Here is a 23666-nt window from a genome sequence, read left to right as displayed (position 1 = left end):
TTCAGGCCGCCACGCAGGCAGTGAACAGGTAGCCGGCACCGTGAATGGTGATGATCAACTGCGGTTCGGCCGGATCGTCGTGCAACTTGCGACGCAGGCGTCCGACCAAAACGTCGATGGAGCGGTCGTTGGGCACCCACTCGCGGTTGCGGATCTGGTCCATCAACTGGTCGCGGCTGAGGGTGTGGCCGCTGTTGCGCAGGAACACGCTGAGCAACTGGTACTCGCCATGGGTCAGCAGGGTTTCATTGCCGGACGGATCGATCAGGCGACGGCGGTCGGTGTCCAGTGACCAGTCGGCGAACTGCTTGACCGGTTTGGCCGCCGCAACGGCCGGCTGTGGTATTTGCGCATGACGTACCCGGCGAATCAGGTTTTTCGCCCGGGACACCAGTTCCCTTGGATTGAGGGGTTTGATCACGTAGTCATCGGCGCCGCATTCGAGGCCGACGATGCGGTCGATTTCATCGTTGCGCCCGGTGATCAGGATGATCCCGACCTCCGAACGCACCCGCAGCTCGCGGGTCAGGGTCAGGCCGTCCTTGCCCGGCAGGCGGATGTCGAGCATCACCAGGTCCACGGTCTGGCTGGCCAGAAAGGTTTCCGCCAGTTCCGCGGTGGCGGCGCAATGGACGTCGTAGCCTTCCTGGGACAGGTAGGCGTGCAGCAGATCGCGAATCAGCGGATCGTCATCGACGATCAGTACCCGAGGAGTCATCGCTTGGTGTCCGGCTCAGGCCCGAAGGCCAGTTTCTTATTAGAGTGTTTTCCTGCATTGGCGCCAGAGAGTATCCAGTGCTGAACGACTGATCAACAGTCGCTCGTCTGTACGCAAAAGCGCTGACGTCCGCCGGCCTGCAAACCGTCGACCCAGGCCTCGCAAATCTGGATGCCCTGCTCCGGGGTGAAGGTGCCGGGGTTGAGCCCGGACTCCAGCCACAAGCCATCGAGCAAGGCGCTGAGACTGATGGCGGCGAGGTCGGCGTCGAAGTTTTCCCAGCCCTCCTCCTGCGCCAGTTCCGCCAGCACCTTGCGCAAGATGCCGCGATACTCGCCATAGGAATGATCGTGGGCCTGATTGATGGCCTCGGCGGTTTTCACTGCGCCCCAGAACGCCAGCCAGGCATCGATCAGTTGTGGGTCGAGCAATTCGGCGGAAAACGAACCGCGGAAAAACGCCGACAAACGCTCCCGGGCATTCGGTGCGGCTTGCTCCATGGCATCGCGCAGCAGGGTCATGACCCGCCCGGTGATCGCCATGTAGGCTTCGGCCACCAGTTCATCCTTGCCGGAATAGTGATGGCTGATCAGCCCCACCGAGACCCCGGCCTCGGCGGAAATCTTGCGGATCGACGCGCCCTGGAAGCCGTGACGCTTGAGGCACACCAGCGTCGCCTCGATCAGGTTGGCTTTGCGCAACTCCGGTTCCATGCGGGAAAAACGGGCTTCCTGGTTCATGGGCGACACGCTCCTTGGTTCAATCGTTGGGGCCTGCGCGGGTTAGCGGCGGGCTGAACGACTGTACAGCAAGAGCCGGTAATGTCTCCAGTCAAGCGTAAGCCAGATGGACCGCGGCGCCTGCTTCGCGAGCAAGCCCGCTCCCACATTTGGAATGCATTCCCCTGTGGGAGCGGGCTTGCTCGCGAAGAGGCCAGCTCAAACAACACAGGATCTGGATCAGTCGCGATACCCCGGCGCCACTCGATCCAGCATTCGCAACAACGCCGCCCACGCCAATTGCATGGCATCCGGATCACTCAACTCCCCATCCTCCAACGGCCGCCCCGGATCATTGAACTGCCGCTCGGTGTGCGCGCAGACCTCATGCGACGGCAGAACAACTTCACCGGCAGCTTGCGCCGCCAATTGAATCTCACAGGCCTTTTCCAGGTAATACATGCGCAGGAACGCCTGGCTCACCGTCTCGCCCACCGTCAGCAAACCATGGTTGCGCAGCATCAGTACCGATTTGTCGCCCAAATCCGCCACCAGCCGTTGCTGCTCACTCAGGTCCAGCGCCACGCCTTCATAGTCGTGGTAGGCAACGCGGCCATAGAACTCCATGGAAATCTGGTTCACCGGCAACAACCCGCACTTCAGCGCCGCCACCGCGCACCCGGATTTGGTGTGGGTGTGCAGCACACATTGCGCATCTTCACGGGCACCGTGGATGGCACTGTGAATCACAAAACCGGCCGGATTGACCGGGTACGGCGACGGTTCCACCGCGTGGCCATCGAGGTCGATTTTCACCAGATTGGACGCGCTGATCTCATCGAACATCAGCCCGTACGGGTTGATCAGAAAGTGATGCTCCGGCCCCGGAATGCGCACCGAGATGTGAGTGAAGATCAGGTCGGTCATGCGAAAGTGCGCAATCAGGCGGTAGCAGGCCGCCAGTTCCTCACGCAGGCGCTGCTCGGTGGCGCTGCGCCCAGGGGCCAGATGGCTGGCGATTTTGTTCATTGTTGTGGTTCTCCAGGCTGATCGGCAGAGGCAGACAGTAAGGCTGGACGCTTGGGCACGTCCAGCCATCCGCGTTTACTTGCTGGCCCAGGCGTTGAAGCGCTCTTCCAACTCTTCGCCATGATCGACCCAAAAGCCGACGTTCATCGACAACGCGCCCTTGAGGTTCTGCGGTGCGGTAGGCACCCATTGCGCCAGCTTGTCGTCGAGCCGTGCGGCGGCCTGGATGTTGGTCGGGCCGTAAGGGATCTGCTGCACGTAGTTGACCTGGGCGTCCGGCTGGTTGGCGAACGCAATGAAACGCTTGGCCTGATCCACATGCCTGGAGCCCTTGATGATCGCCCAGTAGTCCATGCCATACAGGCTGCCGGGCCAGACCAGACCGAGGTGGCTGCCTTTCTGCGCGGCGTCGGCGATGCGCCCGCTGTAGGTCGAGGTCATCACCACATCGCCGGCGGTCAGCCATTGCGGCGGTTGCGCGCCCGCTTCCCACCACTGGATGTACGGCTTGAGTTCAGTGAGCTTGGCAAATGCCCGGTCCACGCCTTGCGGGGTGCCGAGTACTTTGTAGACGTCTTCGGTTTTGACCCCGTCCGCCAGCAAGGCGAACTCCAGGTTGTACACCGCGCGTTTACGCAATCCACGCTTGCCGGGGGTTTTCTTCACGTCCCAGAAGTCTGCCCACGAAGTCGGGGCCTGGGCCAGTTTGTCGGTGTCGTAGGCAATCGCCACGCTCCACACCAGCGCCGCAGACCCGCATTCCTGTGCCGCTTCGGGGATCAACTGGTCGGCGTGGCCCAGACGGGTCCAGTCCAGCCGCTCGTACATGCCTTCCTCGCAGCCGCGCATCAAGTCCGGGCCTTCGATCTGCACCACGTCCCAGTCGACGTTGCCGGTGTCGACCATCACTTTGATTTTGGCCATCTCGCCGTTGTATTCGCTCTGGATCACTTTGCTTTGATCCACGGCGGCGAACGGTTGAAAGAACGCCACGTCCTGGGCTTTTTGTCCGGCTCCGCCATAACCGACCACCACCATGTCCGATGCTGCCTGGGCGCTGCCCAGGCCTAAGGCGCAGGTCAACACCAAGGGATAAAAACCGTGCTTGAGAGTTTTCGATGTCATCAGTGGTTCCTCTGGCAGGTGCCGCCCGGACAGAGGCCGGCGCAGCCCTTTTTTATTGTTGTGAGGTACGGCCCGGGAGCGGGCTCGAAATGAAATTACTCCACGCATCAGTAAAAAAACAAGTTGATTTTTTACTGAAGGTAAATTTCTATAGCGCAATAATAACAACGCACAAAACCTGCTACCTCTGTAGGAGCGAGCTTGCTCGCGATGGACGTTAACGATTACGCGTGTTGTCTGGATGAACGCGTCGCCCTCAAGTCCATCGCGAGCGAGCTCGCTCCTACAGGTCAGCCTGTCTGGAGTAATCGCACCATGCCGACACCTTCCTTCGCGCACCTGTTCGAACCCCTGGAGATCCGTGGCAAGCGCCTGAAAAACCGCATCATGTCCAGCGGGCACGATACGTCGATGCCCACCGACAACCTGGTCAATGAACAACTGATCGCCTATCACCGGGCGCGTGCCGAAGGCGGTGCCGGGCTGATCGTGCTGCAAGTGGCCGGCGTGCATGACAGTGCGCGCTACACCTCCCACGTGCTGATGGCCACCGACGATGCGTGCATCGAGGGCTACCGCAAACTGGCGCAAACCTGCCATGCCCACGGCACCGTGGTGTTGTCCCAGGTGTTCCATCCGGGGCGGGAGATCATGGAATCCAGCGATGGCCTGCTCGCGGTGGCCTACTCCGCATCGTCGGTGCCCAACGAACGCTTCCGCGTGATGCCCCGCGCACTCGATCAGGCAATGATCGACGAAATCGTCGCCGGTTATGCCGCTGCGGCCCGGCGTCTGCATCAGGCTGGAATCGATGGCGTCGAGGTCGTGGCCAGCCACGGTTACCTGCCGGCGCAATTCATCAATCCGCGGGTCAACCGGCGTACCGATGGCTACAACGGTGAGCTGGAACAGCGTTTGCGTTTCCTGCGTGAAGTCATCAAAGCCGTGCGTGCGGCGACCGATGAGCAGTTCATCATTGGCCTGCGCATTTGCGCCGACGAACGCGACCCCGAAGGCCTGACCGAAGACGAGTCCCTGGCCGCCGTGCAGTCGTTGCAAACGCAGCTCGATTACGTGCACATCGTCGCCGGTACTTCGGCGTCGCTGGGTGGCGCGGTGCATATCGTGCCGCCGATGGCGATCGAAGCGGCGTACCTGGCCAGGGAAGCCGGGACGTTCAAGGCCAGTTTGAACATTCCGTTGTTCGTCACCGGGCGTATCAACCAGCCCCAGGAAGCGGAACTGATTCTGGCCCGGGGACAGGCCGATGTCTGCGGCATGACCCGGGCGCTGATCTGCGATCCGCAAATGCCCAACAAGACCGATACCGGCCGCGTTGAAGATGTGCGCGCCTGCATCGCCTGCAATCAGGCGTGCATCGGGCACTTTCACAAGGGCTTGCCGATTTCCTGCATCCAGCACCCGGAAACCGGTCGCGAGCTGATTTTTGCTGAACGCCGACAAGCGATAAATCGCAAACGCATCATGATCGCCGGCGGCGGCCCGGCCGGCATGAAGGCCGCTGCCGTCGCGGCCCAGCGCGGACATGACGTGACCCTGTACGAAGCCGGTTCACAACTGGGCGGCCAGGTGTTGCTCGCGCAGTTGCTGCCACGGCGCAGTGAGTTTGGTGGTGCCAGTACCAATCTACAAAGAGAAATGGAATTGGCGGGTGTGCGCGTGGTGCGCAACACACGGGTCGACCGGGCGCTGGTGGAGCAGGAAAAACCGGACATGGTGATCGTCGCTACCGGTGCCGAACCTTATTGGCCACCGTTCGAGCGTGGCGGTGAATTGCAGGTGGTGGACGCCTGGCAAGTGCTGCGCGATGAAGTACAGATCGGCCGCTCGGTGGTGGTGGTCGACTGGCGTTGCGACTGGATCGGCCCCGGCATCGCCGAACGCCTGGTGCGCGCCGGGCATCAGGTGCAACTGGCGGTCAACGGCACCCATTGCGGGGAAAACCTGCCGCTGTACGTGCGCGATCAACTGGCCGGCGAACTGCATAAACTGGGCGTGCCGATCACACCGTATGCGCGCTTGTACGGCTGCGATGACAACACCGTCTACCTGCAACACACCGCCAGTGGCGAACCGATGCTGATGGAAAACATCGATACGCTGGTGTTGTGCCAGGGCCATCAACCGGTGGATACCCTGGGCGCCGAACTGCAAGGACTGGTGGAGTTTCGCCGCATCGGCGACTGCCTCGCGCCGCGCACTGCCGAAGAAGCGATTTATGAAGGCCTGAAAGTCGCGTGGGAGCTTTAAGGCTGTTTATACTCCGGGACTTTATGCAAGACCGTGAGTCTAGTGCAATCCATTGTGGGAGCGGGCTTGCTCGCGAAGGCGTCGTGTCAGCAAACATGGGTGGTGACTGACACACCGCTTTCGCGAGCAAGCCCGCTCCCACAGAGTCTGTGCTCAACGGATAGACATTCGCTCAAGCCCCTTCCCGGTTCGGAACTTTCCATGAGCAACAACAGCAAGACCCCGTCCGCCCCAGGCAACGCCGAACCGCATTTTCTCGGCACACGCATTCGCGGCCTGCGCAAACGCCGGGGCATGACCCTGGCGGAACTGGCGCAACAGAGCGAGCTCACTGCCGGCTACATCAGTCAGCTGGAACGCAACCTCGCCTACCCGTCGATTCCGGCGCTGTTCAACATTGCCCGCAGTCTCGGCGTCACCATCCAGTGGTTCTTCGCCAGCGAAGCGGTTACCGACCCGGAAGATGACGGCATTGTCGTGCGCAAGAACAGTCGCCTGAACGTGCATTACGAAGACGGCATTGTCGACCAGTTGTTGACGCCGCAAGCCAACCGCCAACTGGAAATGCTGCACTCGCGTTTCCCCCCCGGCACCTACAGCCAGCAAAGCTACAGCCACGAAGGCGAAGAAGCCGGCTACCTGCTGTCCGGCAGTTTTGAGCTATGGGTTGGCGAGCGTCATTTCCAGCTCAATGAAGGCGACAGCTTCAGCTTTTCCAGCCAGGAACCGCACCGCTACGGCAACCCCGGCGATGTCGATGCGGTGGTGATCTGGGTGATTACACCGCCGACGTTTTAACGCCGGCCGCGCCCGATGGGCTGCGCGACACTTGCACGCTTGAGGGTGTCGCTCGGCAGTTCCTTGAACAGCGCGCGGTAGCTGCTGGAAAACCGTCCCAGATGCCAGAACGACCAGTGCATGGCCACTTCAGCCACGGTGGTTTGCGTCGGCGTGCGGCTGAGCAATTCGCGGCGGGCGCTGTTGAGTCGGCGCAGGCGCAGCCATTGGGCCGGCGCCATGCCGGTGTAGGTCTTGAATGCATGCTGCAACTGGCGCAGTGAAACCCCGGCAACCTGGGACAGTTCCAGCAAGTTGAGGTGTTCTTCCGGGGTGTCCGCCGCCCATTCCCCGACCCGCTTCATGATCGCCCGCTCCCCGGCCCGACGCTGCAAGGCGCCCTGGTCGAGACCGACACAGGCGTTGTCGAGAATGAATAGACAGTCTTCCAGCAATTGCTGGGTCAGCGCTTCGCGGCTCGGTGGATCGAAGGTCTGCGACAGCCGCGTCAGGGTCCCGCTGAGCCAGCGGCAGAACAGCGCGTTCTGCTGCGAGTTGAGCGGCGCCATGAACAGCCCTTCGAGCCGGGCGATGTCGAGGCTGTGGCGTTTTACAAACTCCGGCCCGAACACCACGGCGATTTCCTGGTAGTTCTCCGGAGTGATCCAGATGTTGCGACTTTCGCCATTCAACACGTACAGCGCGTTGTCGCCACGATCGAAACAGAACGACAGCGAGCCCTGGGGCGCACTGAAATTCTGCTCGACCCGGGTGTTCATCGACTCTTCGTAAATCTCCACGCCCTGCAGATCCAGATAGCGCACCAGACCCGCAAAATGCCCAGGCGACATCTGTTGGTAATGCTGGACCCAACCCGGTGTGGCGCGGATTTGCTCGGCGACATCGGCGGTGTTGAAGGCTTGGACCTGGAGGGCGTTGAAACCTGTCATGGGGCGACCTTACGCACTCTTTTGGTGCGTTTTGTGCTGCTTAAAGTGGATAGATGGAACCGCAAGGGTCGCCCAAGATAGACCTCAACGCGCTACAGGGGAAGTGTCCGGCGGATGAAACCGGCCTCTCCTGGCGTTAATAAAACCAATAACGAGGTCTTTATGAATGTCCCTTTCGATCAGCTGCTCACTTGGCTGAAAGATCACAAGATTACCGAAGTCGAGTGCGTCGTCAGCGACCTGACCGGCATTGCACGCGGCAAAATTGCACCGACCAACAAGTTCCTGCATGAGCGAGGCATGCGCCTGCCGGAAAGTGTCCTTCTGCAAACGGTAACCGGGGACTTTGTCGACGACGACATCTACTACGACCTGCTCGACCCGGCCGATATCGACATGGTCTGCAAGCCGGACGCCGACGCCGTCTACGTGGTGCCATGGGCCATCGAGCCGACCGCCATCGTGATCCACGACACCTTCGACAAGTTCGGCAACCCGATCGAACTGTCGCCGCGCAACGTACTGAAAAAAGTCCTGCAGCTATACACCGACAAAGGCTGGCGGCCGATTGTCGCGCCGGAAATGGAGTTCTACCTGACCCAGCGCTGCGAAGACCCGGACTTGCCGCTCAAGGCGCCGATGGGCCGTTCGGGCCGTGCCGAAAGCGGTCGCCAATCGTTCTCCATCGATGCCGCCAACGAATTCGATCCGCTGTTCGAAGACGTCTATGACTGGTGCGAACTGCAAGGCCTGGACCTTGACACGCTGATCCACGAAGACGGCCCGGCACAGATGGAAATCAACTTCCGTCACGGCAACGCACTGGACCTGGCCGACCAGATCACCGTGTTCAAGCGCACCATGCGTGAAGCGGCGCTCAAGCACAACGTGGCGGCAACCTTCATGGCCAAGCCGGTCGGCGACGAGCCGGGCAGCGCCATGCACCTTCACCAGAGCGTGGTGGACATTGCCACCGGCCAGCCGATCTTCGCCGATGCCGACGGCAACATGAGCGAACTGTTCCTGCATCACATCGGTGGTTTGCAGAAGTACATCCCGAAAGTGCTGCCGATGTTCGCGCCGAACGTCAACTCGTTCCGCCGCTTCCTGCCGGACACCTCGGCACCCGTGAACGTCGAGTGGGGCGAAGAAAACCGCACCGTCGGCCTGCGCGTACCGACCTCCAGCCCGGACGCCATGCGCGTCGAGAACCGTTTGCCGGGCGCCGATGCCAACCCGTACCTGGCGATCGCTGCAAGTCTGCTGTGCGGTTACCTCGGCATGGTCGAGCACATCGAACCGAGTGCCGCGGTACAGGGCCGTGCCTATGAACGTCGCAACCTGCGCCTGCCGATCACCATCGAGGACGCCCTGACCCAGATGGAAGAATGCGACACCGTCAGCCGCTACCTGGGCAGCAAGTTCGTACGGGGCTATGTCGCGGTCAAACGCGCCGAGCACGAGAACTTCAAACGGGTGATCAGTTCGTGGGAGCGTGAGTTCCTGATGCTCAGCGTCTGAGATCTTCACCGTCCGTAATGGCCCTATCGCGAGCAAGCTCGCTCCCACATTTGAAATGCGTTCCCCTGTGGGAGCGAGCTTGCTCGTGATGAGGGCCGACAGACCACTAAAAAATCACCTGAAAAATCCAATAACTCCAAGAGGTGTCGATATGCGTCTATTGAAATCCATGGTTCCGGTCGCGCTGGCAGCGATGTTCAGTGCCGGCGCCCAGGCTCAGCCACAGGTCAGCGTCTACAACTGGACCGACTACATCGGCGAAACCACCCTCGCCGACTTCCAGGCCAAAACCGCGATCAAGGTGATCTACGACGTCTTCGACTCCAACGAAACCCTGGAGGGCAAACTGCTCGCCGGTCGCACCGGGTATGACGTGGTGGTGCCGTCGAACCACTTCCTCGCCCGCCAGGTAAAGGCCGGTGCGTTTCTCAAGCTCGATCGCGAGCAGTTGCCGAACTTCAAGAACCTTGACCCGAAACTGCTGGCGCTGCTGGAGAAAAACGATCCGGGCAACGCCCACTCCGTACCCTACCTGTGGGGCACCAACGGCATCGGTTACAACGTCGACAAGGTCAAGCAGGTGCTGGGCATTGACCACATCGATTCCTGGGCCGTGCTGTTCGAACCGGAAAACATCAAGAAGCTCAGCGCGTGCGGCGTATCGATGATGGACTCGGCCGATGAAGTGTTCCCGGCGATCCTCAACTACATGGGCATGGACCCGCGCAGCGAAAACCCTGAGGACTTCAAAAAGGCCGAAGCCAAGTTGTTGGCCATCCGCCCTTACATCACCTACTTCCATTCCTCCAAATACGTGTCGGACCTGGCCAACGGCGATATCTGCGTAGCCTTCGGCTACTCGGGTGACGTGTTCCAGGCCGCCAACCGCGCCAAGGAAGCCAGGAACGGCGTGAACATCGCCTACGCCATTCCCAAGGAAGGCGCGAATTTGTGGTTCGACCTGCTGGCCGTCCCCGCTGATGCCGGCAATCCGCAACAGGCCCACACCTTCATCAACTACCTGCTGGACCCGCAAGTGATTGCCAAGGTCAGCGCGTCGGTCGGTTACGCCAACCCGAACCCGGCCGCCAAGCAGTACATGGACCCTGAGCTGGTCAGCAATCCCGAGGTTTATCCGTCCCAGGCAGTCCTCGACAAGCTCTATATTTCCACCACTCCACCGCAGTCGATCATGCGTTTGATGACCCGTTCGTGGAGCAAAGTGAAGTCCAACAAATGAATCAGTACACCAAGGAACACACCCTCTCCTATTACGCGGCGTCCGCCAAGGGCATGAAGCAGCGTCCCGCGCTGGCCTCGGATCTGGTGGCCGACGTCTGCGTGGTCGGCGCGGGTTTCACCGGCATCAACACCGCCATCGAGCTGGCCCGGCGCGGGCTCTCGGTGATCCTGCTGGAGGCCCGGCGGATTGGCTGGGGTGCCAGCGGGCGCAATGGCGGCCAGTTGATTCGCGGCATCGGCCATGACGTCAGCGGTTTTGCCAGGCATGTCGGGGCCGAAGGGGTGCGGTATCTGGAGCATGCCGGGACGGAATCGGTGCAACTGGTCGGCAATCGTATCCGTGAGTTCGGCATCGATTGCGATCTGCGCTGGGGCTTTTGCGAACTGGCCAACACCCCGGCGCACTTCGCCGGGCTGAAGGCCGAGCACGCCGAATTGCTAGAGTCCGGTTACGCCCATGAAACCCGCTTGATCGAACCTGGCCAGGTCCGTGAACACGTGGTGAATTCCGGTGTTTACGCGGGCGGCCTGGTCGACATGGGCTCTGGCCACCTGCACCCGCTGAACCTGGCGCTCGGTGAAGCGAAAGCCGCCGAGTCCCTTGGCGTGCAGATCTTTGAGCAGAGCCCGGTGCTGGAGCTGATCCACGGCAGCACCGTGCAAGTGCGCTGTGCCGGTGGCACGGTGCGTGCGGGCACGTTGGTGCTGGCTTGCAATGCCCATCTGGAAGAGCTCGAACCGAAGCTCAGCGGCAAAGTGCTCCCGGCAGGCAGCTACATCATCGCCACCGAGCCGTTGTCGGAAGACGCCGCCAGGCAACTGATCCCGCACAACGTCGCGCTGTGCGACCAGAAGGTCGGACTGGATTACTACCGGCTCTCGGCTGATCGGCGTTTGTTGTTCGGCGGCGCCTGCCATTACTCCGGGCGCGACCCGGCGGACATTGCTGCCTACATGCGCCCGCAGATGCTCAAGGTGTTCCCGCAACTGGCCAAAGCACGCATTGATTTTCAGTGGGGCGGCATGATTGGCATCTCGGCCAACCGCTTCCCGCAGGTCGGGCGCTTGAGCCAGCACCCGAACGTGTTCTACGCCCAGGGCTACTCCGGTCATGGCCTGAACGTGACTCACTGGTGCGCCAAACTGTTGGGCGAAGCGATCCATGCCGGACACAGCAAAGGTTTCGACGTGTTCAGCGCCGTGCCCCACATGACCTTCCCCGGCGGCCGTGCCTTGCGCTCGCCACTGCTGGCACTTGGCATGTTCTGGTATCGGATGCGGGAAATGCTCGGCTGACACAATCCTGCCGGGCGCCCCCTACCTACTGTGGGAGCGGGCTTGCTCGCGAAAGCGGTCGAACATTCAACATTGATGTCGACTGCCCCACCGCTTTCGCGAGCAAGCCCGCTCCCACAGGTTCAGCGGTTGAGCGCAAAACCTGCGAACTACCCAAGTCATTGGAGAGCTCGCTCCCACATGGTTCTGCGTATTCGCTCTTCTACCCATCCCCTTGTTTCGACTTTCGATTTGCTCAATTGCAAGGCACTTCTATATTGAGGGGGTGCTCTGAACTTCCTGCCTTCTGTTGAGCCTTGCCCATGGCAACTACTGATCAACTGATCATCTGCGAGCACTGCGACAGCGTGTACCAAAAAGTGACGCTCGCCAAACATCAGAAAACCCTGTGTACGCGCTGCGGCGGTGTGCTTCAGCGCTATAACGGCCTGACAGTGGAACAGCGTCTTGCGTTGACCTTCACCGCGCTGATGCTCTGGATATTCGCCAATTTCTATCCGGTGATGAGCATCAGCCTCAAAGGCTCGAAGAACAGCGCAACCCTCTGGGACTCGGTGCTGGCCCTGAGCCTGGGACCTATCACGTTCATCGCCATGGTGGCGGCGATCGCCATGATCATCGCGCCGATTTTCCAGCTGTTGCTTCTGGTCTGGGTACTGGGCTTCGCCCTCGCCCGGCAACGTGCGCCCGGGTTCAAATTCTGCATGCGCTGGCTGGAAACCCTGAGGCCCTGGAGCATGCTCGAAGTCTGCCTGCTGGGTGCCATGGTCGCTGTCATCAAGCTCGCCGGGCTGCTTGATGTGCTGCCCGGGATAGGACTGTTTGCCCTGGCTGTGCTGAGCCTGATGATGATCCGCATCGCCGGACGCGATATCCGCGATTTATGGGACATCTTATGAGCTCGCCTCCGTACGCTGACGAACTCAACCTGTGCCTGTGCCACAGTTGCGGGCTGGCCTGCGACATGACTGGCGAGCCTCACGAATGCGTGCGCTGCGGCGCGCCTTTGCATCGACGCAAAACCAACTCGTTGACCCGCACCTGGGCTTACATGATTGCGGCCCTGGTGTTTTACATCCCCGCCAATTTGCTGCCGGTGATGAACACCAAAATGGTCGGTCATGGCGCCGACAGTACGATCATGAGCGGCGTACTGGAGTTCTGGCAGGCCGGGGCCTGGGACATCGCCCTGATCATTTTCATTGCCAGTATCGCGGTGCCTGGCATCAAGTTCGTCGCCATCACGCTGCTGCTGGTCACCGTGCAACGCGACAGTGAGTGGGCACGTAAAGAGCGGTCGACGCTGTTCCGCTTCGTCGAGGTCATCGGCTACTGGTCGATGCTCGATGTGATCGTGGTCGCACTGGTCGCCTCGCTGGTGAAATTCCAGGCCCTGGCCGACATCGAGCCGCGCCCGGGCATTCTGTTCTTTGGCCTGGTGGTGGTGTTCACCATGCTTTCGGCAATGAGTTTCGATCCGCGCATGATCTGGGATAAAGAACGGGAACACCCAAACAATGAGGAGGTCACGGATGAAGTCACAAGCCACTGACGGGCCGCAAGCCCCCGGGCCGGCGCCGATCAAGACCCGCCGCTTCAGCGTTTCGCTGGTCTGGATCGTACCGATCGTCGCGGTGCTGGTGGGCATTTCGCTGGTGGTTCACAGCATCTTGCAGGAAGGCCCGACCATTGTTGTCACGTTCAAGACCGGGAGCGGCCTGACCGCGAATAAAACCGAGGTCAAGTACCGTAATGTGGTGATTGGCCAAGTCTCGGATGTGGAGCTGAGCAATGACCAGAAGAGTGTGAACGCCACCATCAAGCTGGCCAAGCAGGCCGAAAGCTTTACCCGCGAGGACTCGCAATTCTGGGTAGTGCGGCCGCGCATTGGAGCGGGGGGTGTGTCCGGTATCGATACGCTGCTGTCGGGCGATTACATCGGTGCCGATATCGGCCAGGCCAACGGCCGGGCAAAACACTTCACGGGGCTGGAGAACCCGCCACCCATCACCTACGGCGAACCGGGCAAGCGTTTCACCTTGTTCACGCAGGATCTGGGGTCGCTGGATATCGGCTCTCCGGTTTACTTCCGCAAGATCCCGGTGGGCCAAGTGGTGGCCTACGCGTTGGACCCGGATGGCAAAGGCGTGAACATAGAGCTGTTCATCCATGCCCCCAATGACAAGTACGTCACCGAAAACACCCGTTTCTGGAACGCCAGCGGCATTGACGTGAACGTCGGCGCCAACGGTTTTGCGGTCAAGACCGAATCGTTGTCGTCCTTGCTGGTGGGCGGCATTGCCTTCCGCGCGCCCGACTACAGCCCTGGCGATAAACCTGCTGCTGCAGAATATGCCTACGAACTGTTCGAGGACCAACAAACTGCCCTCGCCCCGCCAAACGGTAAACCGCAATACCTGGCCATGCGATTCGACCAGGCACTGCGCGGGCTCAAGGTTGATGCGCCGGTGGAATTCCTCGGTGTGGAAATCGGCAAGGTGGTGGCGGTCAATCTGGATTACGACGAGAAGAGCCGTTCCTTTCCGGTCAACGTCGGCATCGTGATTTACCCGCAACGCCTGGGCAAGGCCCACGACAAGATGCTCAAGGCGCTCAAGCATGACCCCAATGACGAAGCCGCCGGTGTACGCCTGATCGGCACCTTTATCGATAACGGCCTGCGTGCCCAGGCCCGCACTGGCAACTTCCTGACCGGCCAGTTGTACATCTCCCTGGACTTCTACCCCAAGGCAGAAAAAGTTGCATTCGATGCCAACGCACGCCCGGTCATCATCCCGACCATACCGGGCAGCCTGGAGCAATTGCAGGAAAAACTCGAATCCATGGTCGACAAGATCAACAAACTGCCCATCGAGCGTATTGCCGGCAATCTCGATGGCAATCTCGTCGAACTGCGCAAAGGCATGATGCAATTCAACGGCAAGATTTTGCCGGGTGTGCAAACCACCTTGTCGGAAGTCAGCAAGACCCTGCAAACGGCCAATTCGACCTTGCAATCCGCCAGTTCGACCTTGGCCGAGGACTCGCCGCAACGGGAAAAACTGGGGCAGACCCTGGATGAACTGGGACGCACGTCGAGATCCTTGCGTGATCTTTCGGATTACCTGGGGCGGCATCCGGAATCGCTGCTTCGCGGCCGTCCGGACAATGCCGCGCCCATGGATCTGCAAGGGCCACCGCGCAACTGAACACAGGAGCAACACCCATGGCTTTTCCGCTGAAGTTCACCCTGGTCACCGCGCTGTTGCTGCTCGCCGCTTGCCGCAGTGACCCGATTCAATTCCACACCCTGACCCCGGCCCAGGTGGGCGATCACTCAAGGACCACCGTCGGGGTGATTCAGATCGAGAGCATCAGCGTGCCGCCGCAGGTCGATCGCGCGCAGATCGTCATTCGCCAGGGCAACAGTGGCCTGGCGATCCTGGAAACCGAATGGTGGGGCGCGACCCTCGTGGATGAATTGAACAGTGCGCTGGCCGATCAACTGAGCAACTATCCTGCACAAAGCGGGTATTCGGTGCGGGTTGATGTGCAGCGTTTTGACTCGGTCCCCGGTCAATACGCATTGATGGACGTGAAATGGCGCCTGCGCAATGCCGGCGAAAGCGAACCTGCACGGGTCATTTGCCGCAGTACCTTGCAAACCCCCTCAGGCGCGAGCATCGATGAACTGGTGCTTGCCCAGCAAAACAACATCAAGCGCCTGGCCGCGCTGATCAGCCAGGCTGCCGCGAGAAAACAGGCTGGTTGCCCCAATTAAGCAATTTCAGCCGCGACACCCTTTGTAGCAGCTGCCGAGCCTGCGAGGCTGCGTTCGGCTGCGAAGCAGTCGTAAGATCAGTCATTGCGCTACGTCAGGCAGGCCGCGTCAGCTGGACTCACGACGGCTATGCCGCCGAACGCAGCCTCGCAGGCTCGGCAGCTGCTACAGATCGCATTAGCACTTAACTGACTGGCATTAGGTTGGTTGCCCGTCCTCCTGACCTCGGTTTCTCCCCTTGAATCAACGGCGACAAGTTCGCCGTTGAGTTCAATCTCGTCGACCGCGTTAGTTTGCCGCTGTCATCCCGCGCAGGGGCGAAAGATAACAATTCCCAGTAGCCCGCCCCCTCCCTGCAAATTTTTCACATTCCTTTCACTGCTCCGACACCTGCGCAGATTTACTTTGTGCAGCAGTTAATTCGCTGAACTTAGTCTCGGCGGAAATTTTTTGTGCTGTTTCAGACTTTTTTAACAGCACTTTCCCTGGTGCTCCAAATGGTGGAAAAACTTGGTCAACTCCGTCTCGCGTAAACCGTCTTCGCGCCTCTTCAAATCGGTAGTGGCGGTGGGCACCCTGACCGTCGCCGCAGTGGTCGCCGGTTTTTTCCTGTGGCCGAGATCCCCGGCCAACCTGGCCCATGAAGGGGCGCAAGCCCGGGCACAACTGCTGCAACAATGGAGTGCCGGCGAAATCGCAGTGCTGGTTCGTCATACCGAGCGTTGCGACCAATCGAGCAATCCTTGCCTGGGCCCGGCCGACGGCATCACCCGTGTCGGCAGTGAAGCGGCGGCCGGCGTTGGGCAAGGCCTGGCACGCCTGGGCCTGACGCAAACCGATATCCTCACCAGCCCGGTGACGCGCACCGTGCAGACCGCGCATTACATGTTCAACAGTGACCCACGAACCCAGGAGTGGCTGGCTACCTGCGGCACGACCTTGCGTAACGATGTCGTGGCGCACAAGGTTGCCCATCGCAACCTGGTGCTGGTGACCCACAGCGGTTGCATCGCGGACTTTGAACAGCAGAGCGGCTTGAAGCATGCAGCGAAGGACGTCGAGTACGGTAGCGCGTTGTTTGTCCACATCGATGGCAATGGGCAACTGCAAGTGCTCGGCATTGTGAATGCCGACGACTGGAACACCCTGTTACAAGATAAAAACTGAAATCGTTACAGCTCGAAAACTTTGCTACTAAGTTATTTCAAGCCGGACTGAATGAAACCTGAACAAAACAGCGAGAAGTATGATTGAACTTCTCGCCGTTCAATATCATTCCGACTTTCACTCTTACAAGTTGCACATCGCTCTTCAACCAGCCACCTCAGCGCCAAGGTCGAGACATGACGTCAAATCAGCCATTGCCAGATTTTGCTGGCCTTTCTTCCCGCCTGCACGCCCCAACAGCGCCTGCCAACGAGCAATGGATGCTATTAGCCCTGGTATTGGCGTTCTTCGCGTTCTACTTGCTACCGCTGATGAGCCACGGTCTGTGGATTCCCGATGAAACCCGTTATGCCCAGATCAGCCAGGAAATGCTGCATAGCGGGAACTGGATCTCGCCGCACTTCATGGGCCTTCGTTACTTCGAGAAGCCGATTGCCGGGTACTGGATGATTGCGATCGGCCAGGCGGTGTTTGGCGATAACCTGTTCGGGGTGCGCATCGCGTCGGCACTGAGTACCGGACTGAGCGTGTGGCTGACCTGGCTGATTGCCCGCCGGTTCTGGGGCGATCCGCGCAAAAGTTTTGCTTGCGCGCTGCTTTACATGAGCTTCGGGCTGATTGCCGGCCAGGCCGGATACGCCAACCTCGACCCGCAATTCACCCTCTGGGTCAACCTGAGCCTGGTTTCCCTGTGGTTTGCCATCGACAACCGCACCACGCGTGCCCGTCTGGGTGCCTGGGTGGTCCTGGGCATCGCCTGCGGCATGGGCTTCATGACCAAAGGCTTCCTGGCCTGGCTGCTGCCGGCGGTGATCGCCCTGCCCTACCTCGCCTGGCAGCGTCGCTTTGACGAGCTGTTGCGTTACGGGCCACTGGCTGTTGTGGTCGCCGCGGCCGTCTGCTTGCCTTGGGCGCTGGCCATTCATCATCAAGAACCGGATTTCTGGAATTTCTTTTTCTGGAACGAGCACGTGCGCCGCTTCGCCGCCGACAATGCGCAACACGCGCGCCCGTGGTGGTTCTACCTGCCGATGCTGGTGGTTTCTGTCCTGCCCTGGGCCGCGCTGTTGCCAACCACATTCATCCAGGCCTGGAACAACAAGCGTCAGCCCGTCAACGGTTTTCTCCTGCTCTGGCTGCTGTTGCCATTGGCGATTTTCAGCATGAGCAGCGGCAAGCTGCCGACCTACATCATGCCGTGCCTGTTGCCGCTGGCACTGCTGATGGGCGATGCACTGACCCGCCTGTTGCAACAGGCACGGGGACGGACGATTCGCTTCAACGGATGGCTCAACGTCGTCATTGCCACGGCGGCCCTGATTGCCTTGCTGTACCTGCAATGGCGCAAAGAGATTTTTGAGAACACCGAGATGTTCAGCCTGTCCCTGGCGTTCATCGTGCTGTTGGGCTGGATCATCGCCAACGCCCTGCAAATCCTGCGGCCATTGACGTTATGGGCGATGCCGGCCCTCGGCATCTGGCTGCTGGTGGCGCTGCTACCCGCCGCCATGCCGAGCCAGATTGTCGACAGCAAGATGCCCGACCGGTTTATCGCCGAACACCTGGACAGTCTGAACCAGAGCACCTCGCTGCTGAGCAACGACCTGGGTGCTGCCTCGGCCTTGTCCTGGCTGACCAAGCGACCGGAAGTAGCGCTCTACAATGTTGTCGGTGAAATGAAGTACGGCCTCTCGGATCCCGCCGCGGCCTCGCGCAAAGTGACCCTGCAAGAGGTCGGGCGATGGATGACCGAGGCGCGGAAAAAGGGCTCGGTCGGGGTGGTGATGCGGGTCAACAGTGTCGATGAAATTCAGGAAGTCGAGGCGCTGCCCATCGACGGAAAACGCTATCAGCGCGGCAACCTGCAGATCCTGATCTTCCCGCAAATCCAGCCCTGATAGCCAGGACGTAAAAAACCCGAGAGGTCGAACCGGCCTCTCGGGTTTTTTCGTTTGTCGAACCACAGTGGACGCAGTGCTGCTAATCTGAATGAAAATTACATGTATTAACGGTTTTTTTGACGTTATTTTCTCATTTGGATCTCTACATTCCGTGCCATTCAAAACATGCAAATCATTCGCATTGGTATGCAGACGTTTAAATGCGTATGATTTTCATAAAAATGCACCTGGAGCAGCCCGCAGAATGATTCCAAAAATCCCTTCGTTGTTGAAAAAAGCCCTGCTGGCCACCGCTTTGCTGAGCGCTGGCCAGGTTTATGCAGCCGACTCCGTCGGCATCGTGGTGTACAACGCGCAACACGAAGGCCTGACCAAGGCCTGGGTCGAGGGCTTTACCCAGGAGACGGGTATTCCGGTCACCTTGCGCAACGGCGATGACACCGAGATGGGCAACCAGATCGTGCAGGAAGGCGCGGCTTCTCCGGCGGACGTATTCTTGACCGAAAACTCCCCGGCCATGGTCCTGGTCGACAACGCCGGGCTGTTTGCACCTGTCGACAAAACCACGCTGGAACAGGTTGACTCCGCCTATCGCCCGGCCCACGGCAAATGGGTCGGGATTGCCGCTCGCTCCACGGTGTTTGTGTACAACCCGAGCAAGCTTTCGGAAGCCAATCTGCCGAAATCGATCATGGACCTGGCCGATCCTTCCTGGAAAGGACGCTGGGCTGCGTCGCCAGGTGGGGCTGACTTCCAGGCCATCGTCGCGGCCATCCTGGAGCAAAAAGGTGAAGCGGCCACGCTGGAATGGCTGAAAGCGATGAAAACCAACTACGCCAACTACCGTGGCAACAGCTCGGTACTCAAAGCGGTGAATGCCGGGCAGATCGACAGCGGCGTGATCTACCACTATTACAGCCTGGTCGATCAGTCCAAGACGGGCGAAAACAGCAAGAACACCGCCCTGCACTACTTCAAGCACAAAGACCCGGGCGCTTTTGTTAGCATCTCCGGCGGCGGCGTCCTCGCCTCCAGCAAACACAAAGAACAAGCTCAGACGTTTCTCAAATACATTACCGGCAAGGAAGGCCAGGCCGTCCTGAAAAACGGCAAGTCGTTTGAGTACGCCGTGGGCAAAGGCGCTGAATCCAACCCTAAACTGGTGCCTCTGAATCAACTCGATGCGCCAACTGTCGATGCTTCGAAACTCGACAGTAAAAAAGCCGTGGAGCTGATGACACAGGCCGGACTGCTCTAAGTGATACCTGAAACCCTGCCTGCGGATGTCGCCGAGGCGACACCCGCAAATTTGCGTCGACGTTCCCGTGGGATCTTTGCGGGGCGTGGTGGTGCGTGGGTAATCGGATTGTCGGTGCTGGTTTCGTTACTGGCACTGCTTCCGATTGTTTACGTTATTGGTGTTTCCCTACAGACCGGCTGGTCAACCGTTGTGGCCCTGGTGTTCCGGCCCCGTGTCGGGGAACTGATGGTCAACACCGTGTTGCTGGTGTTGCTGACGATTCCGTTGTGCGTGGCCCTGGGTGTGACGCTGGCCTGGCTGACCGAGCGCACGAATTTGCCCGGACGACGCTGGTGGTCGTTGCTGGCAACCGCACCGCTGGCGGTGCCTGCGTTCGTTCACAGCTACGCCTGGGTCAGCCTGGTACCGCCGATTCACGGCTTGTTTGCCGGTGTCCTGGTCTCGGTCATCGCCTACTTCCCGTTCCTGTATTTGCCGGTAGCGGCCACCTTGCGCCGGCTCGACCCGGCCATTGAAGACGTCGCCGAATCCATGGGGCTCAAACCCTGGAAAGTGTTTTTCCGCGTGGTGTTGCCGCAATTGCGCCTGGCGATCTGCGGTGGCGCCTTGCTGGTCGGCCTGCACCTGCTGGCCGAATATGGCCTGTACGCCATGATCCGCTTCGACACCTTTACCACCGCGATCTTCGATCAGTTCAAATCAACCTTCAACGGCGCAGCCGCGCACATGCTGGCCAGTGTGCTGGCGCTGTGTTGCCTGGCGATGTTGACCGCCGAGTCCGCCGCCCGCGGTTCCGCGCGCTACGCTCGCGTCGGTTCGGGAAGCGCCCGGGAGCAGCGGGTCGTTACCCTGAAGACGACTTCAACGCTGCTGTCGCTGACGCTGCAAATCGTCACCTGCGCCCTGGCCCTGGGCGTGCCCTTGATCACCTTGGGTAAATGGCTCATCGCCGGCGGTGTGGAAGTCTGGGATATGGCTGAATTGTTGCCCGCGCTGGAGCAAACCCTGTTACTCGGTATCGCAGGCGCAGCGCTGACCACCTGCGCGGCGATCCCGATTGCCTGGCTGTCGATCCGCTACCCTGGCCGGCTGCAACGGGTACTGGAAAGCTGCAACTACATCACCAGTTCCTTGCCCGGAATTATCGTTGCGCTGGCGCTGGTGACCATCACGATCCATTTTGCCCGGCCGATTTACCAGACCACCTTCACCGTGCTGCTGGCATACCTGTTGATGTTCTTGCCCCGTGCCCTGGTGAGCCTGCGCGCAGGTATCGCCCAGGCCCCGGTGGAACTGGAAAACATCGCCCGCAGCCTTGGCCGCTCGCCAGCGCGGGCACTGTGGCTGATCACCCTGCGCCTGGCCGCGCCGGGGGCAGCCGCCGGTGCGGCGCTGGTGTTCCTGGCAATCACCAACGAACTGACCGCTACCCTGCTGCTGGCCCCGAACGGCACGCGCACGCTGGCGACCGGATTCTGGGCCATGACCAGCGAAATCGATTATGCCGCTGCTGCGCCCTACGCCTTATTGATGGTTGTGCTGTCGCTTCCGTTGACCGGACTTCTTTATCACCAATCGAAAAAAACGGCTGGCCGATGAACACTCTTGAATTGAATGCCCTCTACAAGTCCTATGGCGCCCATTGTGCGCTGGACAACGTCAGCCTGTCGGTTCCCAGCGGCAGTCGTACGGTCATTGTCGGCCCTTCCGGCTCGGGTAAAACCACCTTGCTGCGAATGATTGCCGGGTTCGAATTCCCCGATTCCGGGCGTCTTTCGCTCAATGGCCAGACCCTGGTCGACGGCACCCACGAAGTGCCGGCCCATCAACGCCTGATCGGCTACGTGCCACAGGACGGTGCGCTGTTCCCGCACATGACCGTGGCGGCGAACATCGGCTTCGGTTTGTCCACCAAGGGCAATGAAAAACAACAGCGAGTCGCCGAACTGATGGACAGCGTGGCGCTGGACGCGAAGATGGCCGAGCGCTGGCCTCATGAATTGTCCGGTGGCCAGCAACAGCGTGTGGCCCTGGCCCGCGCCCTGGCGCAACAGCCACGGCTGATGCTGCTGGACGAGCCCTTCTCGGCGCTCGACACCGGACTGCGCGCCGCGATGCGCAAGATGGTTGCGCGGCTGCTGGAGGACGCGGGCGTCACCACCATTCTGGTCACCCATGACCAGAGTGAAGCCTTGTCGTTCGCCGACCAGTTGGCGGTGATGCGCCATGGCCGGCTGGTCCAGTCAGGGCATCCGCTGGACCTTTACCGCTATCCTGAAGACGAACAGACCGCCCTGTTTCTGGGAGATGCCGTGGTCATGCCCGCACGCATCGAGGCCGGCTGGGCCCATTGCGACCTGGGGCGTATCCCGGTCAACAACCACCGCAACAACAAGTCGGCGCAGATCATGCTGCGCCCCGAACAGCTGCAACTGGCCAGCATCCTCCCCACTGATCTGGAAGCCAGCGGGTGCCGGGCCGTGGTCACCGACCGGGATTTCAGCGGCAACACCTGCACGCTGACGGTGGAACTCCAGTCACTGACCCGCAGCGAGCAACCGGGCCGATCCCTGCTGGTGCGCAGTTCAGGCATGTATGCGCCACCCGCCGGCAGCTCGGTTCATGTCTCGACCATCGGCCATGCCCATGTACTGAGCGAGATCTAGTCGTTCACAGATCGAACCGATCCACCGCCCGACGCCGCTCGTTGTCATCGCGCACATCGTAGTTGGCCGTGGTCTGGATATTGCTGTGGTGCGCCAGCTTCTGCGCAATCGACAAGTCATGCTCCTCGATTACCCGGGTAATGAATGAACGCCGGAAGTCGTGGGGCATGATTTTCACCCCGACCTGCGCGCCCCGCTGCCGGGCGATGTAGTAGATCGCGTGCTTGGTGATGCGCTCACGGGTGATGTGGCTGCCACGGCGGATGCGGTTGAACAGAAACGGGTCGTCCGACTCTCCTTCCTTGAGCAACGAACGGCGCAGTTCAAGCCATGCCTCAAGTTTGGCGAACGCCCAGGCCGGGGCGTACTTGATCAATTGTTTGTTGCCCTTGGCGGTCACCCGAAGACTGCGCTCGGTGAAATCGACCTGGCTCAGCTCCAGGTTCACCGATTCGGACTTTCGCATCCCCGAGCCATACAGAATCCCGATGATCGCTGCATCCCGCAGGCCTTGCGGCCTCGGATCAGCCGCGCAGACCGCCATCAGTTCCTGGATCAGCGTCCGCCTGAGATTGCGCCCCTGGGACAGCCGCGTACCGGCAATGCCCTTCACCGAACGCATCTTCAGCAGATGTTCCTGAGAGATCAGGCTCATGCGCCACGCTTCGTTCATCACCCCGCGTACCGCGTTGACATAGAGCGAAGACGTATTGGGCGCATAGCCGTCCGAACGCAAAGTCGCCACCAGCGCGATCACGTCCTCGGGCTGCAGGTTGTGCCAGGGTATTTCCTCGATGTCGTGGTCTTCGAAGCCCAGGCGATCGGCGGCATCCTGCAGCACATAACGCATGGTCAGTTGGCTGGACGGCGCCAGTCGCGCCAGATACAGGGTCAGCGGATTGGTGCGGGGTGTGCGTGAATCAGTTACAGGTAAGTCAATCAAACGAAACGGCCTTGAATGAAAACAGTTCAATGAAACAACTAAGAAGTGAAATAACGATCATGTAAAAGACATTACCGCTGTAGGACTTTCCTAAAAAACGCCATAAACGCTGGAAGTCTGAACAGCGGCTTAATAGCTATCAGATAAACGATTCCCCAACCGTTTTTTCATGTTCCTTTCACAAAATCGGGCATAACCTTCCATAAGGTCGACGCAGCCCGGATGGGAGCCCAAGCTGCCGGCCATGGCGCAAAAAGTCAACCAATGCAGTTTTCACTTCCATCCAGTAACTAGTTGAT

Annotated in this window: 20 protein-coding genes; 14 read left to right on the top strand and 6 right to left on the bottom strand. The window is 60.1% G+C overall.

The window, feature by feature from the left end; genetic code table 11:
- Window position 1: 1 nt before the first annotated feature.
- The 4 genes from ABIA48_RS00175 to ABIA48_RS00160 all read right to left on the bottom strand — a co-directional run bounded on the left by ABIA48_RS00175 (window position 2) and on the right by ABIA48_RS00160 (window position 3591).
- Entirely contained in the window at window positions 2-718 is a 717-nt protein-coding gene (locus ABIA48_RS00175) for a response regulator (RefSeq protein ID WP_429486344.1), read from the bottom strand.
- Window positions 719-810: 92 nt separating this feature from the next.
- The gene (locus tag ABIA48_RS00170; protein WP_007981565.1) at window positions 811-1458 is read right to left on the bottom strand and encodes a TetR family transcriptional regulator C-terminal domain-containing protein; all 648 of its coding nucleotides are present in this window, start codon (window positions 1456-1458) and stop codon (window positions 811-813) included.
- 219 nt (window positions 1459-1677) lie between these two features.
- Window positions 1678-2466, bottom strand: coding sequence for a class II aldolase/adducin family protein (locus ABIA48_RS00165; RefSeq protein ID WP_429486341.1), 789 nt, complete (start codon window positions 2464-2466; stop codon window positions 1678-1680).
- Window positions 2467-2541: 75 nt separating this feature from the next.
- The gene (locus tag ABIA48_RS00160) at window positions 2542-3591 is read right to left on the bottom strand and encodes an ABC transporter substrate-binding protein (protein WP_429486340.1); all 1050 of its coding nucleotides are present in this window, start codon (window positions 3589-3591) and stop codon (window positions 2542-2544) included.
- A 315-nt stretch (window positions 3592-3906) separates the two neighbouring features.
- Here ABIA48_RS00160 and ABIA48_RS00155 point away from each other — a divergent pair, with 315 nt between their 5' ends.
- Both ABIA48_RS00155 and ABIA48_RS00150 read left to right on the top strand, forming a co-directional pair.
- Window positions 3907-5862, top strand: a complete 1956-nt coding sequence (locus tag ABIA48_RS00155; protein ID WP_429486338.1) for an FAD-dependent oxidoreductase — start codon at window positions 3907-3909, stop codon at window positions 5860-5862.
- A 201-nt stretch (window positions 5863-6063) separates the two neighbouring features.
- The gene (locus tag ABIA48_RS00150) at window positions 6064-6660 is read left to right on the top strand and encodes a cupin domain-containing protein (protein WP_429486336.1); all 597 of its coding nucleotides are present in this window, start codon (window positions 6064-6066) and stop codon (window positions 6658-6660) included.
- Here the strand turns inward: ABIA48_RS00150 and ABIA48_RS00145 are convergent.
- Complete coding sequence (locus ABIA48_RS00145; protein WP_429486335.1) at window positions 6657-7589, bottom strand: helix-turn-helix domain-containing protein; 933 nt, start codon at window positions 7587-7589, stop codon at window positions 6657-6659. The two genes, ABIA48_RS00150 and ABIA48_RS00145, sit on opposite strands and share 4 nt — an antisense overlap.
- A gap of 162 nt (window positions 7590-7751) precedes the next feature.
- On the opposite strand from ABIA48_RS00145, the gene ABIA48_RS00140 reads away from it, so the two are divergent.
- From ABIA48_RS00140 to ABIA48_RS00085, 12 genes are all read left to right on the top strand, one after another.
- Complete coding sequence (locus ABIA48_RS00140; protein WP_429486333.1) at window positions 7752-9110, top strand: glutamine synthetase family protein; 1359 nt, start codon at window positions 7752-7754, stop codon at window positions 9108-9110.
- Between the two features lie 151 nt (window positions 9111-9261).
- The gene (locus ABIA48_RS00135) at window positions 9262-10350 is read left to right on the top strand and encodes a polyamine ABC transporter substrate-binding protein (protein ID WP_429486332.1); all 1089 of its coding nucleotides are present in this window, start codon (window positions 9262-9264) and stop codon (window positions 10348-10350) included.
- Window positions 10347-11648 (top strand): NAD(P)/FAD-dependent oxidoreductase, encoded by a 1302-nt coding sequence (locus ABIA48_RS00130; protein ID WP_429486330.1) that lies wholly within the window; start codon window positions 10347-10349, stop codon window positions 11646-11648. The genes ABIA48_RS00135 and ABIA48_RS00130 overlap by 4 nt, the downstream gene beginning before the upstream one ends.
- A 302-nt stretch (window positions 11649-11950) precedes the next feature.
- A complete protein-coding gene (locus tag ABIA48_RS00125) occupies window positions 11951-12547 on the top strand; it encodes a paraquat-inducible protein A (protein WP_429486329.1) in 597 nt (198 codons plus the stop codon).
- Complete coding sequence (locus ABIA48_RS00120; RefSeq protein WP_429486328.1) at window positions 12544-13200, top strand: paraquat-inducible protein A; 657 nt, start codon at window positions 12544-12546, stop codon at window positions 13198-13200. Before ABIA48_RS00125 ends, ABIA48_RS00120 begins: the two co-directional genes overlap by 4 nt.
- Window positions 13181-14857 carry an intermembrane transport protein PqiB gene (locus ABIA48_RS00115; RefSeq protein WP_429486326.1) on the top strand — a complete coding sequence of 559 codons (1677 nt, stop codon included), beginning with the start codon at window positions 13181-13183 and terminating at the stop codon, window positions 14855-14857. The genes ABIA48_RS00120 and ABIA48_RS00115 overlap by 20 nt, the downstream gene beginning before the upstream one ends.
- Window positions 14858-14874: 17 nt before the next feature.
- Window positions 14875-15429 carry a PqiC family protein gene (locus tag ABIA48_RS00110; protein ID WP_429486325.1) on the top strand — a complete coding sequence of 185 codons (555 nt, stop codon included), beginning with the start codon at window positions 14875-14877 and terminating at the stop codon, window positions 15427-15429.
- Window positions 15430-15939: 510 nt separating this feature from the next.
- Window positions 15940-16596, top strand: coding sequence for a histidine phosphatase family protein (locus ABIA48_RS00105; protein ID WP_429486323.1), 657 nt, complete (start codon window positions 15940-15942; stop codon window positions 16594-16596).
- A gap of 176 nt (window positions 16597-16772) precedes the next feature.
- Window positions 16773-18494: a lipid IV(A) 4-amino-4-deoxy-L-arabinosyltransferase gene (arnT, locus tag ABIA48_RS00100; protein WP_429486322.1), complete on the top strand. Its 1722-nt coding sequence runs from the start codon at window positions 16773-16775 to the stop codon at window positions 18492-18494.
- A gap of 247 nt (window positions 18495-18741) precedes the next feature.
- A complete protein-coding gene (locus ABIA48_RS00095; RefSeq protein WP_429486320.1) occupies window positions 18742-19755 on the top strand; it encodes an iron ABC transporter substrate-binding protein in 1014 nt (337 codons plus the stop codon).
- Window positions 19756-19758: 3 nt separating this feature from the next.
- The gene (locus ABIA48_RS00090; protein ID WP_429492747.1) at window positions 19759-21357 is read left to right on the top strand and encodes an ABC transporter permease; all 1599 of its coding nucleotides are present in this window, start codon (window positions 19759-19761) and stop codon (window positions 21355-21357) included.
- Entirely contained in the window at window positions 21354-22424 is a 1071-nt protein-coding gene (locus tag ABIA48_RS00085; protein WP_429486318.1) for an ABC transporter ATP-binding protein, read from the top strand. Before ABIA48_RS00090 ends, ABIA48_RS00085 begins: the two co-directional genes overlap by 4 nt.
- 4 nt (window positions 22425-22428) lie before the next feature.
- Here the strand turns inward: ABIA48_RS00085 and ABIA48_RS00080 are convergent, their stop codons facing one another.
- Window positions 22429-23367, bottom strand: coding sequence for a site-specific integrase (locus ABIA48_RS00080; protein WP_429486316.1), 939 nt, complete (start codon window positions 23365-23367; stop codon window positions 22429-22431).
- Between the last annotated feature and the right edge of the window lie 299 nt (window positions 23368-23666).

This window comes from Pseudomonas sp. S30_BP2TU TE3576 (assembly GCF_050436025.1).
Lineage (GTDB): Bacteria > Pseudomonadota > Gammaproteobacteria > Pseudomonadales > Pseudomonadaceae > Aquipseudomonas.
This window is presented reverse-complemented; position numbering and strand designations above follow the sequence as displayed.

Coding starts and splice junctions, on each gene's coding strand:
- ABIA48_RS00175 (WP_429486344.1), bottom strand. CDS start 718: ATGACTCCTCGGGTACTGATCGTCGATGACGATCCGCTGATTCGCGAT.
- ABIA48_RS00170 (WP_007981565.1), bottom strand. CDS start 1,458: ATGAACCAGGAAGCCCGTTTTTCCCGCATGGAACCGGAGTTGCGCAAA.
- ABIA48_RS00165 (WP_429486341.1), bottom strand. CDS start 2,466: ATGAACAAAATCGCCAGCCATCTGGCCCCTGGGCGCAGCGCCACCGAG.
- ABIA48_RS00160 (WP_429486340.1), bottom strand. CDS start 3,591: ATGACATCGAAAACTCTCAAGCACGGTTTTTATCCCTTGGTGTTGACC.
- ABIA48_RS00155 (WP_429486338.1), top strand. CDS start 3,907: ATGCCGACACCTTCCTTCGCGCACCTGTTCGAACCCCTGGAGATCCGT.
- ABIA48_RS00150 (WP_429486336.1), top strand. CDS start 6,064: ATGAGCAACAACAGCAAGACCCCGTCCGCCCCAGGCAACGCCGAACCG.
- ABIA48_RS00145 (WP_429486335.1), bottom strand. CDS start 7,589: ATGACAGGTTTCAACGCCCTCCAGGTCCAAGCCTTCAACACCGCCGAT.
- ABIA48_RS00140 (WP_429486333.1), top strand. CDS start 7,752: ATGAATGTCCCTTTCGATCAGCTGCTCACTTGGCTGAAAGATCACAAG.
- ABIA48_RS00135 (WP_429486332.1), top strand. CDS start 9,262: ATGCGTCTATTGAAATCCATGGTTCCGGTCGCGCTGGCAGCGATGTTC.
- ABIA48_RS00130 (WP_429486330.1), top strand. CDS start 10,347: ATGAATCAGTACACCAAGGAACACACCCTCTCCTATTACGCGGCGTCC.
- ABIA48_RS00125 (WP_429486329.1), top strand. CDS start 11,951: ATGGCAACTACTGATCAACTGATCATCTGCGAGCACTGCGACAGCGTG.
- ABIA48_RS00120 (WP_429486328.1), top strand. CDS start 12,544: ATGAGCTCGCCTCCGTACGCTGACGAACTCAACCTGTGCCTGTGCCAC.
- ABIA48_RS00115 (WP_429486326.1), top strand. CDS start 13,181: ATGAAGTCACAAGCCACTGACGGGCCGCAAGCCCCCGGGCCGGCGCCG.
- ABIA48_RS00110 (WP_429486325.1), top strand. CDS start 14,875: ATGGCTTTTCCGCTGAAGTTCACCCTGGTCACCGCGCTGTTGCTGCTC.
- arnT (WP_429486322.1), top strand. CDS start 16,773: ATGACGTCAAATCAGCCATTGCCAGATTTTGCTGGCCTTTCTTCCCGC.
- ABIA48_RS00095 (WP_429486320.1), top strand. CDS start 18,742: ATGATTCCAAAAATCCCTTCGTTGTTGAAAAAAGCCCTGCTGGCCACC.
- ABIA48_RS00085 (WP_429486318.1), top strand. CDS start 21,354: ATGAACACTCTTGAATTGAATGCCCTCTACAAGTCCTATGGCGCCCAT.